Source organism: Shewanella sp. SP1S1-7 (assembly GCF_031932105.1).
Lineage (GTDB): Bacteria > Pseudomonadota > Gammaproteobacteria > Enterobacterales > Shewanellaceae > Shewanella > Shewanella baltica.
In genome coordinates this window covers 1-12,036 of record NZ_JAUOEU010000003.1, presented here as the reverse complement: position 1 = coordinate 12,036, position 12,036 = coordinate 1, and the positions used below count along the sequence as shown (strand labels likewise).

Annotated in this window: 9 protein-coding genes and 1 riboswitch; of the genes, 4 read left to right on the top strand and 5 right to left on the bottom strand. The window is 45.9% G+C overall.

The window, feature by feature from the left end; genetic code table 11:
• Positions 1 to 83: 83 nt before the first annotated feature.
• On the bottom strand, positions 84 to 458 hold the full coding sequence (locus Q4Q49_RS03345; RefSeq protein WP_006084163.1) for a YacL family protein: 375 nt from the start codon (positions 456 to 458) through the stop codon (positions 84 to 86).
• A gap of 299 nt (positions 459 to 757) precedes the next feature.
• Here Q4Q49_RS03345 and Q4Q49_RS03340 point away from each other — a divergent pair, with 299 nt between their 5' ends.
• Positions 758 to 1,723: a zinc transporter ZntB gene (locus Q4Q49_RS03340; protein ID WP_012588585.1), complete on the top strand. Its 966-nt coding sequence runs from the start codon at positions 758 to 760 to the stop codon at positions 1,721 to 1,723.
• Positions 1,724 to 1,825: 102 nt separating this feature from the next.
• Here the strand turns inward: Q4Q49_RS03340 and Q4Q49_RS03335 are convergent, their stop codons facing one another.
• The 3 genes from Q4Q49_RS03335 to Q4Q49_RS03325 form a co-directional block, all read right to left on the bottom strand.
• Positions 1,826 to 2,947 (bottom strand): M14 family metallopeptidase, encoded by a 1,122-nt coding sequence (locus Q4Q49_RS03335; protein WP_311998633.1) that lies wholly within the window; start codon positions 2,945 to 2,947, stop codon positions 1,826 to 1,828.
• A gap of 1 nt (position 2,948) precedes the next feature.
• The gene (gene lysC / locus Q4Q49_RS03330) at positions 2,949 to 4,304 is read right to left on the bottom strand and encodes a lysine-sensitive aspartokinase 3 (RefSeq protein ID WP_311998632.1); all 1,356 of its coding nucleotides are present in this window, start codon (positions 4,302 to 4,304) and stop codon (positions 2,949 to 2,951) included.
• A 150-nt stretch (positions 4,305 to 4,454) separates the two neighbouring features.
• Positions 4,455 to 4,629, bottom strand: a riboswitch (Lysine riboswitch).
• 101 nt (positions 4,630 to 4,730) lie between these two features.
• A complete protein-coding gene (locus Q4Q49_RS03325) occupies positions 4,731 to 5,165 on the bottom strand; it encodes a DUF3293 domain-containing protein (RefSeq protein ID WP_012090229.1) in 435 nt (144 codons plus the stop codon).
• A gap of 588 nt (positions 5,166 to 5,753) precedes the next feature.
• On the opposite strand from Q4Q49_RS03325, the gene arcA reads away from it, so the two are divergent.
• Positions 5,754 to 6,470, top strand: a complete 717-nt coding sequence (gene arcA, locus Q4Q49_RS03320) for a two-component system response regulator ArcA (RefSeq protein WP_006080127.1) — start codon at positions 5,754 to 5,756, stop codon at positions 6,468 to 6,470.
• Between the two features lie 98 nt (positions 6,471 to 6,568).
• On the opposite strand, the gene Q4Q49_RS03315 is transcribed toward arcA, so the two are convergent.
• Positions 6,569 to 8,884: a S9 family peptidase gene (locus Q4Q49_RS03315; protein WP_311998631.1), complete on the bottom strand. Its 2,316-nt coding sequence runs from the start codon at positions 8,882 to 8,884 to the stop codon at positions 6,569 to 6,571.
• Between the two features lie 266 nt (positions 8,885 to 9,150).
• Here Q4Q49_RS03315 and Q4Q49_RS03310 point away from each other — a divergent pair, with 266 nt between their 5' ends.
• Both Q4Q49_RS03310 and Q4Q49_RS03305 read left to right on the top strand, forming a co-directional pair.
• Complete coding sequence (locus Q4Q49_RS03310) at positions 9,151 to 10,158, top strand: class 1 fructose-bisphosphatase (RefSeq protein WP_311998630.1); 1,008 nt, start codon at positions 9,151 to 9,153, stop codon at positions 10,156 to 10,158.
• Between the two features lie 662 nt (positions 10,159 to 10,820).
• Entirely contained in the window at positions 10,821 to 11,810 is a 990-nt protein-coding gene (locus Q4Q49_RS03305) for an NERD domain-containing protein (protein WP_311998629.1), read from the top strand.
• The last annotated feature ends 226 nt before the right edge of the window (positions 11,811 to 12,036 follow it).

The following is a 12,036-nucleotide window of genomic DNA, read 5'->3' as shown; positions in this document are numbered from 1 at the left end:
GTTTAGCGAGGTATCGCGCAAACAATAAAGGCAATCCCATGATTGCCTTTATGTTTTTAATCGAACTGGACTTAAATGGATAATTACAGACCTTTCTCGACAAACTGCTGCCAACTCAGTAGCGCCTGCTCAAAGTCCTCTAAGCCACAATAGGCCTCAGACTCAGCATCATAGAGTGACATAGCCTCTTCTAACTCATACTCTTGCTCAAAACCTAACGAATTCGCAAACACCCGCGCCTGTTCACGCTCTAACTCTAAGGTAAAATCATTACCAACGAGGCGCCATGCACCGCGTTTATCGGTTTGAATGTCTTTAATCATGCCCAACACTTGCTGAATTTTGGCTAAGTCTGGCCCTAATTCTTCTGTAAACCACTGCCCCAGCACTTCATGATCCATGCTAAAGCTGGCCAGAAAAGTGCCGGTTAAACTGTTACGCCGAAATTCGTATTCCATTTTATTGTCTCTTTGCTCTAAGCCTACTAATGCTAATTTTAACCTATCCTTGGCGAAGTTGCTCGCCTCCCGCAGCACAGCTGATTTAATACCAATCGTACAAAATATCTGTTCATTCAGCGGGAGTTCAACGCGCTTTAGGCAAGGCGAAGGCTTGAAGGCATAATGGTGCTCTGTCGAAAGCCTTAAACGCAGTATAAAGCGCGTTGCCACGCCGTTAAGCACGAGTACTCACTTCATTTTCGCGGCAAAATCAGTTAGCTTGTTTGTATGATTTTGAAAGTTATATGGAATGCGATATGCACGAAGGATTTATCTACAGTTTAGTGCTAAGCGGCGCCCAAGCGGGTTCCACCTTAAGCTTAGAACAGATCGAAAAATGGGATCCGCAGGATGGTCTACTCTGGTTGCACCTTCGCTATCGCAATAAAAAGGCGCGCCACTGGATACTCAATAGCGGCCTGCCGAAGGTCGAGAGTGATGCCCTACTCGCCCAAGATACTCGCCCCCGCGCCGTTATCGCCGGCGAAGGCATATTGCTCGCGTTACGCGGCGTCAACCTCAACCCTAATTCAGCTCCCGAAGACATGGTGGCCGTGCGTATTTATGCCGATAAACAGCGGATCATATCCACCTGCGATCGCGAGTTACAGTCGGTCAAAGATGTCGCCGAGCTGATCCTTGAGGGAAATGGGCCTGCAACTACGGGCGACTTTATCGTCGCTGTCTGCGAGCGACTCACTAACCGTAAAGTCGAGTTCATCGATAAGTTAGAAGAACAACTCTCTGATTTAGAAGAGCTCGTCGTCTCAGGCAATGTTAAAGATTTACGCACCGATATCGCCGAACTGCGCCGCCAAACCGTCGCCATTCGCCGCTATTTAGCGCCCCAGCGTGAAGCCTTTTCAAAAATGATTTCCGAGCAAGTTAGTCTGTTTAACGATTCAGAGCGACTTAAACTCAGGGAAACAAACGATAAGCTTATCCGCACCATTGAAGATCTTGATGCCCTGCGCGATAGGGCGAATGTGACTCAGGAAGAATTACTCAGCCAACAATCGGAACAGCTCAATAAGCGCTTATATTTCTTATCTTTAGTGTCGGCCATCTTCTTACCATTGGGGTTTTTAACGGGCTTACTCGGGGTCAATATTGGCGGCATACCGGGCGCCGACAACACTTGGGCCTTCGCCACCTTCTGCGGCATATTAATCTCACTCGTCGCCCTACAAATGGCGCTGTTTTATCGATTTAAGTGGTTATAGCCACCTTAAAAACAACAACGCCAATCGATTAGGATTGGCGTTGTTTTCGTTCATTCTTATAAGCTGAATGTTATGAGCTAATGCTTATGCTCTAATCGGCGATTATGTCGTCGGCAACTCAAACACATGAGTCATGACTTTATAAAGCTCTGTCCCTTGGTGCACAGACGCCGAAGCAAAATGCAAAATCGGCACGCAGTCCTGCGGCAAACTGACCGTCTTCAGCTCATCTGCCGTACCGTATAAATCCATACGCAGTAAATTAACTAAGGGCTGTCCCGCAGTCAGTGGCTCACCCACAGGCGCGAGGTATTCCACTAACCCTGAACTTGGCGCGTGATACTTTTTATAGTCCTTAAGGTAACAACCAAAGCGCTGCATTTTAGCGGGCGCAACGGTTTCAGCGATCACGCCGCGGTGGCTTAAATACGCCAAAATCCCTTGGGCATCAACCAACGCATCCTCAAGACAGACGCGCTCTTGGCTCGCCAACTCCAAGGTTAACGCTGACACAGCAACGGCTAAATCTCGCCCCTGCGCTTTTGCAAAATCACTTAATTGCCACCAAGGACAAAACGCCGCCTCATCCATGGCACCACCAAAGGTGTTGGGGATAACAAGCGTATAAGGGATCGACAAAAACTGCGCGGCAGCTAAGTCATATTCAGGACAATACAAATGCTTACAGGATTTAGGACCCGTATGTAGATCGAGCACTATATCCGCGCCGTGGGCCATAATCTGCAGATTAACCGCAAGCCTATGGCCAGTAGTAATGCCCCATTCGTGACGCAACTTTTGCTGACAAGCTTCAACCAAAGTACTGCGATAAGCTTGGATCAGCTCGCTATCACTGAGCTTGGCATGTTCGCTATACCAAGTCGGCAAATCGATAGCATGATTCAAATACTCACGATTCCAGTTCGACCCCGTAATAGGGTCAAATCGGCCGAGGGTAAACTCACCACTTTTTTGGTTGATCCCAAGGGGATTGGCAAGCGGCACTAAGGTGATTTCACCGCGGATGTCACAGAGTTCAAGCTGCTTCATCAACTGATAAATCACCGCATTACCTTGCACTTCAGCGCCGTGGACATTGGCCTGAATATACACTTTGGGGCCAGTCGCCTTATCGTCGCTCGGCTTAAAATGGTAAATAGGCAAGGTGAGGGCTTGCCCTGCGGCAAGCTCCCCGATTTGCAGAGACGATGTAGTCGGCAACATATTAAGCGCCTTCGAACAGATTTTGATGCAGCGATTTAACTACTTGCGCCGCTTCCGATTCTGCTACTAACACACACAGATTATGTGGGCTGGCGCCTTGGCAAATCATCCGCACATTATGTGGCTCAAGCACTTCAAACACACGGCGACAGATACCCGGCGTGGTCGCAATACGGTTACCGATAATCGCCACTAAGGCCAAACCGTCTTCAACGCGCACCCGACAATGCTGTGATAATTCTTGCAACAATGCCTCACTCAACAAACCTTGGCCGCTAGAGTCTGAACCAGTTTTATCTAGGGTTAGAGACACGTTCACTTCTGAGGTGGTAATTAAATCCACACTGATCTTATGTCGCGCCAATGTCGCAAAGGTTTCCGCTAAAAAGCCCTGCGCATGCAACATTTGCAAGCTGTGAAGATTTAACAGCGTTTGATCGCGGCGCAAAGCCACAGCGCGGAATACGGGCGCATCTTCCACTTGATGACGGATCCAAGTCCCGCCCTTTTCAGGCTCTTTACTTGAACCAACAAACACTTGAATTTGTTGACGGACAGCAGGAAGAATGGTCGCAGGATGCAATACCTTGGCACCAAAGGTCGCCATCTCGGCGGCTTCATTAAAGCTGATCTCGGCAATCGGAAAAGCATTGGGCGCAAGACGCGGATCGGTTGTATAAATCCCCGCTACATCGGTCCAAATCTCGACCGCTGAGGCGCGTAACGCTTCGGCTAACAACGCAGCAGAATAATCACTACCGCCGCGACCTAACGTGGTCGTTTGACCCGCGTCATCAGCACCGATAAAGCCTTGTGTGACAATCACTTGTTCCGCTAACAGTGGCTGTAGATAATCACGCGCTAAAATCGCAATCTGGTCAACCTGGGGTTCCGCGCGGCCAAAATGGCTGTCGGTACGTAATACTCGACGCACATCGAAGGCACTAGAGTTAACACCTTTCTCGCGGATCACCGCCGAAAACAACGCCGAAGAACATTGCTCACCGAGGGACAACAACTCATCCATGGTCGCTTTGCTGCGTTGTGATGCGAGCGCGTCACTCAATACTGACATGCGACTCAATAATTTATCTAATGCGGCGGCCACATCGTTAGGGCGACCGAGCTTATCTAAAATCGCATATTGAATTTGGGCAATTTGTTTTAATCGCTGTAATCGACCATCGTCGTTAATCGATTCTTGGGTCAATTCCACTAACAGATTGGTTACGCCACTCGATGCGCTGACCACGACTAAACGACAATGAGGATTAGCTAACACTATGTCGGCACAGCGATTCATAGCGTTATAGTCGGCGACTGAGGTGCCACCAAATTTTGCGACAACGAGGGACATTAGCGCACCTCCGTGAAACACGTAGGGCAAGAAATAAACGCAGATTGAATAAAATATTGATTAACTAACATGATCACACTCCGAACTAACTTCGTTCGAAGAGCCTGGTGCTCAATGATAACGCACCCCAAAAGAAGGGAAACAGCAATCGTCACCAGAAGCTCTCCACCAATTACAGGTGACAATCGTCAGGATTCAGCCTGATCGACCGACATAAACATGCAGCAACCATATCTATGCCTCGGCGTTAATCTCCCTCATCAGTCATCGCTGGAGTTTGTGCTCCTCTGACCGACTACCTAGTTAACGCTCCTCTTCTGTTCCTTTCCTAGGGAAAGGGACGAAAAAAGTAGCAATAAACCCCTAATGAAGTCAATGCTAATTTCATAACAAATGAATAATTTAAATAAAATCTTTTGAAAACAACTAAGTGCTTAAATCGGGTAACTCGTATACCAGCTGCACATAATCACTAAATTTGCCTAAACACACTTCATCATGTCCGGCCAAGGTGCATGGCACTAAGCTCACCTCCCCTTGTTCGACCACATAAATCGCGTATTGATTAAATTTCTTCCCCAATTGCAGCGCCATCGTTCTATCGATAAACACGGCCCAGCTTTTTTCCATGTGGGATAAATCCGGCGCCGCGCCCACTAAAGCACGATAGGGACTGCCGAGTAATTCAATTTCACGGAGAAGTTGGCGATCGAGTAAACGGTTTTGACTGGGAGAAAGCAGCTTTGAAGCGGGATTATGAGCGGTAATAACAGCAAAGGAAAAATCATAGGATAATGCTTGAGTCAGCAAAAATAACGGCGCTTGGTAACATTGCCACAAATCTTGAGTCGTATTGTCCATTGGTAGTCTAATCGAAAAATGAACCCAGGCTAGTGTAGCAGAGTGATAGTAAAATCCAAAGAGGCGTGAACTGGCTCACAGGAATCGCAAATACATTAGTTATACTAATCAATAGCTAAAGTAAATATCATGGTAAAAAACCCGACTCACCTAAAATTTGTTAACATTTCATTTGTTAACAAATGACTAAAACGAGTACAATGTACGTACTGGTGAGTTGAAACAGATTGAGCAAGATGCTTATCGTTCAATACAGTTTGTTACATATATCGCTTTAAGTAACGTGAACTGACCGGGCATCTGTTTAAAATGTGTTCTACATTTGATTTGTCTTTTAAACATTTAAAAAAAACAATAGTTAAGGAACTTATTCTAACTATTGCTTATCGAAGTTGGTACTGATTACGTTTTCTCGTATTACACTTAAACGTGCACTTAATCTACATCCAGATATAGATGTCACCGTAAAGATTTTCCTTTTGAGCACAAAGCAGTTCAAGGAAGTATCAACGCTTTTATGAATATAAGAGCCCGAAGTAAGTTGCTCTTATTGGTTAGTATAAACTGATTAAAATTTAGGTAAATAATATGCAAAATCCGCACATTCTGATCGTTGAAGATGAAGCCGTTACCCGTAACACGCTGAGAAGTATTTTCGAGGCAGAAGGGTATGTGGTAACTGAGGCCAATGATGGCGCAGAAATGCATAAGGCTATGCAGGAAAACAAAATTAACTTGGTCGTTATGGACATTAACTTGCCAGGCAAGAATGGCCTGTTGTTGGCGCGTGAACTACGTGAAATCAACAACATCGGTCTAATCTTCCTGACAGGTCGTGACAACGAAGTCGACAAAATCCTTGGACTTGAAATTGGCGCGGACGATTATATTACCAAGCCGTTCAATCCACGTGAATTGACGATTCGTGCTCGTAACCTTCTGACTCGCGTCAACAGCGCTGGTGCCGAAGTCGAAGAAAAGAGCTCAGTAGAATACTATCGCTTCAACGATTGGAGCTTAGAGATCAACAGCCGTTCATTAGTGAGCCCACAGGGTGAATCTTACAAACTGCCACGTAGCGAATTCCGCGCTATGCTGCACTTTGTTGAAAATCCAGGCAAAATTTTGACTCGTGCCGATCTACTGATGAAAATGACTGGCCGTGAACTTAAGCCACACGATCGTACTGTAGACGTGACTATCCGTCGTATCCGTAAGCATTTCGAAAGCTTGCCAGATACGCCAGAAATCATCGCGACTATCCACGGTGAAGGCTATCGCTTTTGCGGTAACTTAGAAGGCTAATTGCCAGCTAAGCAACACCCGCATGAGAAGCTGGATTGATTTGATAAACATCAATCCACAAAAAAACCAGATCTTAGGATCTGGTTTTTTTATGCCTGTTACTTATCGCTTTTCAGCTGTCTATGGAGGAAATCCGCTAATGAGCGGTATAAGTGATTACGCACTTTCTCGCCGCGCATCGAATGTTTAGATCCCGGATAGTCGATCATCTGGAATAACTTGCCTTCATCCTGCAACGCCTTATACACCCGAGTACTGTTTTCAAACAAGACGTTATCGTCGGCCATACCGTGATACATCAACAAACCTGCGTGATAGTTTTTCACGTAAGGGAACACGCTGCTGGCTTCATAACCCTTTTCATTTGCTTCAGGATGACCTAAGTAACGCTCAGTATAATGCGTGTCATACAAGCGCCAGTCGGTCACAGGTGCGCCCGAAATCGCGGCTTTAAAGTAATCCGGCGCCTTAAATAAACTCATCAAGGCCATATAACCACCGTAACTGTGGCCGTAAATCGCCACATTATCGGCATCGACAAAGGGCAGACTCCGTAAATAATCCACCCCCACTTTTTGATCATTCACTTCAGCTTCGCCCAAATGACGGTAAATCACCTGCTCGAACTGAGTGCCTCTGTGCGCACTGCCGCGGTTATCTAATTGGAATACCACATACCCTTGTTGCACCAGATACTGGGTAAAGTAGTCCTGCTCGCTCCAACTATTAGTCACTAACTGGGCGTGCGGCCCACCATAAACCCTCACTACGACAGGGTATTTCTTGCTTGCATCGAAGGGAACAGGTTTGAATAAACGAGTTTGTAGCACTTGGGCATCTTCGGCTTTCAGTTCACCAAATTCAGGGATTTGCCACAGCCCTGCATAATCATATAAAGGATGACCTTGCTTAACCTCATTTTGCTCGACCCAAGCCAGTTGCTGGCCCTCGTCACCGTGTAAACTGATTTGCGGTGGCTGAGATAAGCTGTTGAAATAATCCAGATATACGCTCTGATTATCGGCGAAAACAGGATTGTGCATCCCCGCTTGCTTGCTCACGCGCTCAACCTTGCCGCCCGCTAACGGCACGCGATAAAGCTGTTTCTCGATTGGCGTGTCTTTACGGCCGGTGAAATACACCCAGCCTGCGGTTTCATCTATGTATTCCAACTCATCGACAGCCCACTCGCCCTTAGTCAATTGCGTTTTGAGTTTGCCTTTTAAGTCAAAAAGATACAGATGATTAAAGCCGTCACGCTCAGACGCCCAAATAAAGGCAGACTGCTGTTTTAAGAAATGCAGATCGTTATTGAGGTTTACCCAAGCATCACTGCGTTCTTTCACTAAGGTTTTTGGCTTAGTCAGTGCATCTAACGCCACTAACTGCAAATCGAGCTGATGTTGATCGCGGCTCTGCCACTGGAAAGACAAGTGTTTGCTATCGGGCAACCAATCGACACGCGGCAGATAAATGTCTTTGCTCTTGTCTTTGCTATTATCTTCGCGCAGGGTCACCCAATTGATGGCCTTATCTTTTAGCGTGACCACACCTAATGCGATGTCGACGTTGTTTTTACCTGCGGCAGGATAACGCTGCTCGGTGAGTTTAATACCATCGGCATAGATCTCATTGCGCGTCACTTGCTCGACCGCAGATTCGTCGATACGGGTGAAGGCGATAGCCGATTCATCGGGCGCCCACCAGTAACCGGTCATGCGATCCATTTCTTCTTGAGCGACAAACTCAGCCATGGCATTTTTAATTGCCCCGCCGCCATCGGTCGTCATAGCTTGGAGTTTTTTCGTCGCCAGATCTAACACATACAAATTTTGATCCCGCACGAAAGACACAAAATGCCCCTTGGGCGATAAGCGTGCATCTGTAGCAAACCCTTCGCCAATCGGCAATTGAGTCACGCTATTGTCGACGAGGGAAAAGTAATACAGATTGCCAGAAGCCGGAATTAATAGCGCTTGGCTATCATCGGCCCAGAAGTACTCCATAATGCCTTCGCCATAAATACGTTGGCGCTCGCGGCGGGCTTTTTCTTCATCGGATAATTCATTTGTCGCGAGTTTATCGGCGTTTAATAGCAGGCTCGACTCAGCGGTTTTGACATCCATCTGCCAGAGATCATAAAAACTTTGATTGTCTTTACGGCCAGCAAGATAGGTGACGCGCTGCCCATCGGGTGACAATTTTAAGCCACGGGGACTGGTGCCCGCTAAGGCAGGTGAGGCATTCATTCGCTCAATCGTCAGTGGCAGTTTGCCACCTTCCATTGCCAAAGCTGGGGTCGTTGCTGAAATCATAGCTGTCGAAATCATGGCCATTTGGCTCGCTATCAGTAGGGGAACGGCGCGCACCTTAAGTGAGCACGCAGGGAACCAAGTTAACCTATTTTTAATCATTATTATTCCTTGGAAGCATAATCGCCTAAGATGTCAGCGATTAAAAACAAGCCGACATTGTGCCAGAGGCAAACCCCAAATAGAAATAGCATGCAATATACAGATACAAATTAGGAGCATCTCGTAGGCTCAGTCCAAATAATCCCTAAAAGCGCCAATATTCGCTAAAAGCATCAGCAACATCGCTGAAATTGTCGACTAACTGAGTTATCATTCGCGGCAAATAACGAAATTGACCTCATTGTTGAACCTCTAAAGGACATAACATGCAGACTCTGGCCCAGCACCTGACCTCACAGGCAGTGAACGACTCCCTCTCCCAGCTAATTTTAACCTTAGCCGACACCTCAAAAGCCATTAGCCATGCCGTTCGCCACGGTGCGCTAGCAGGCTTGTTAGGCGCGACTGAGCAAGAAAACGTCCAAGGTGAAACCCAGAAAAAACTGGATATCATCACCAACGACATGCTCAAAGATGCATTAAAAGCTGACGGTACAGTGCGCGGTTTGGCGTCGGAAGAAGAAGATCATGTAGTTGAAGTCAGCCAAAATGGTCAATATCTAGTGTGTTTCGATCCGCTAGATGGCTCATCTAACATTGATATCAACTCGTTAGTCGGCACCATTTTCTCCATATTACCAGCAACAAAGGGGCCCGCCCCTGCTGGCGAGTTAACTGAAACAAGCTTTTTGCAATCGGGCCGCAATCAGTTAGCCGCAGGTTATGTACTTTATGGTCCATCGACCATGCTGGCATTAACCACAGGTCAAGGCGTACAAATGTTTACGTTGGATCCAGAAACCAATGAGTTTTTACTGACTAATGCCGCAGTAAGCATTACCCCAGAAACTCAAGAGTTTGCCATTAACATGTCGAACCAACGTTTTTGGGAAGCACCAATGCAGACCTATATTGCCGATTTACTGCTCGGTAAAATTGGCCCACGCGAAAAATCATTCAACATGCGCTGGATTGCGGCTATGGTCGGCGACGTACACCGCGTGCTATCACGTGGCGGTATTTTCACCTACCCAAGCGACAATAAAGATCCTAAAAAACCGTACAAACTGCGCTTGATGTACGAAGCCAACCCAATGGCCTTCTTAGTCGAACAAGCTGGCGGTAAGGCTTCTACCGGTTATGAAACCATTTTGGATATTCAACCAACACAAATTCACCAACGTGTTGCCGTCATCCTAGGCAGCAGTAACGAAGTCGACGCTTGCCTGAGCTACCACGGTATTGATTACAGCGAAGAACCAAGTCTGGACTAAGTAGAATCGCTTAGATTCTGATTTTTAGGATAAAAGCCACTGACCACAGTGGCTTTTTTGTTGTCGCTTAATGCGACACTTGAGTTTTGATTGCGAAATCAGGGATCAGTAAAGTTTTAGCGATTGGTTTCACATTTGGAGTTTATGCGGCCTAACGGCCGAGGTTAATCAAAGTCGTGGGTCTTCAACCCACACCCGACCAAGAGGGGATCAACAGCAATTCCCTCTTGGATCTCCCTTGCCGCCCCTTGCGAAGTTACATGCATTAGAGACTGGCTTAGTGCTTATTCGAAAATCGCTAACGCTTCCGATGGCTCCGCTTTACATCCATGTAAAGCCCCCCAGTTCGGCAGTCCCTGCCTCTCGCTCATAAGCGCGAAAATCACCGATTTTCATTCGCCCCTTCCCCCCGAAAGCTACGCAGACGTCCTGTCTGCGTCACGCGCCATTCTTTCAATAAAGAGTCTTCAACACCCTTCAGCAACTTCGCAGGGGAAGGTGAACTTCTGTAACTTCTGTGTTGGATGTAACTCCCCAAAGATTTGTACTTTCCCATCTTTGAGCTACGTTAACGTTTAGCGATTTTTGTCTTTATCTTTCAATGGCAAAGTGGGTATTATGAGGCTGATTATTATCAAGTTATGAATGGACGCTGTTGATAAATGATTCTAAAAACCAAAACACTTCAAAATACCCAAACACCACAAACGATGGCGGGTCAAAAACAAGAACAGGATGTTGCCTTCTATTTACGCCGCGCCTTCAAAGATCATCCAGAAGTGTTGGTCATCAATGATTTTCGATTCACCTTTAATGACGAAACCGCGCAAATTGATCACTTAATTATCTACACCTACGGTTTTGTGCTAATTGAATCCAAAAGCATAAAAGGCCATGTGGAAGTCAACCAACAGGGTGAGTGGACGCGCAGTCACGGAAGTAAATGGTTTGGTATGCCGTCTCCTATCAAGCAAGTTGAACTACAACAAGCACTGCTTAAAGAAATGCTAAAGCAGCATAGAAGAGAAATTCTAGGAAAATTACTTGGTATAAGACAACAAAGTTTTGGCATGCGTTGCTGGGGCCATGTGTGCGCAGTATCAAGCGATGCGGTAATCAACAGAGATATTATGCCAACGGCCATTTCTGAGTTGTTAGTTAAAACAGAGTTTTTAGTCGATAAACTTGATAAGATCATGAATCTAAAAAGTAAGTTCATGCGCATTATAAATGTAAGCGACACCCGCCCCGACTTTAATCAACAAGAACTCAATTCCATTGCCAATTTCTTAATCGATCAACATATAGACCCACATAAATCAACGAGTGAAATAACGCTCGCGCAAACACAACAAATCAATGAGCCTGTTGCACACTTTGAAGTTAACAAAGCAGTTGAAGTCATAACCCAACCAATAACTCAATCTGCCACACACAGCATTCTTAGCTGTAAACATTGTGGAGAATCAACAAACTACACCCCAATGTACGGTAAGTTTGGTTACTACATCAAATGCAACCAATGCACTAAAAACACGCCAATGAAACAAGCCTGCCCACAGTGCCAAAGCAAAAATATCAAAATACAAAAACGCAGCCAGAGCTATACCCTCACCTGCCAAGATTGCAGTCATAGCTCACAGGTGATTTAAGCGCAGGCTAATATTTGTTTAAATTACATTATTTAGAATAAAGGTAGGTCTATGATAAATATAATAAGCAGAGATTCATGCCTGCCCGCCATTATATTTATCTTATTGTTTTTTTAATGATTTATAGTGCTAACTTTGATTATTCGAATGAAACTAATACATATAGAGCCATAAATGTTAAGTGCTAGCTAAAAAACTAACATATCCTTATTGAATTTATGGTTTT

Excerpts from the sequence above, each read along its gene's own strand:
- Q4Q49_RS03345 (WP_006084163.1), bottom strand. The coding sequence starts at position 458 with ATGGAATACGAATTTCGGCGTAACAGTTTAACCGGCACTTTTCTGGCC.
- Q4Q49_RS03340 (WP_012588585.1), top strand. The coding sequence starts at position 758 with ATGCACGAAGGATTTATCTACAGTTTAGTGCTAAGCGGCGCCCAAGCG.
- Q4Q49_RS03335 (WP_311998633.1), bottom strand. The coding sequence starts at position 2,947 with ATGTTGCCGACTACATCGTCTCTGCAAATCGGGGAGCTTGCCGCAGGG.
- lysC (WP_311998632.1), bottom strand. The coding sequence starts at position 4,304 with ATGTCCCTCGTTGTCGCAAAATTTGGTGGCACCTCAGTCGCCGACTAT.
- Q4Q49_RS03325 (WP_012090229.1), bottom strand. The coding sequence starts at position 5,165 with ATGGACAATACGACTCAAGATTTGTGGCAATGTTACCAAGCGCCGTTA.
- arcA (WP_006080127.1), top strand. The coding sequence starts at position 5,754 with ATGCAAAATCCGCACATTCTGATCGTTGAAGATGAAGCCGTTACCCGT.
- Q4Q49_RS03315 (WP_311998631.1), bottom strand. The coding sequence starts at position 8,884 with ATGATTAAAAATAGGTTAACTTGGTTCCCTGCGTGCTCACTTAAGGTG.
- Q4Q49_RS03310 (WP_311998630.1), top strand. The coding sequence starts at position 9,151 with ATGCAGACTCTGGCCCAGCACCTGACCTCACAGGCAGTGAACGACTCC.
- Q4Q49_RS03305 (WP_311998629.1), top strand. The coding sequence starts at position 10,821 with ATGATTCTAAAAACCAAAACACTTCAAAATACCCAAACACCACAAACG.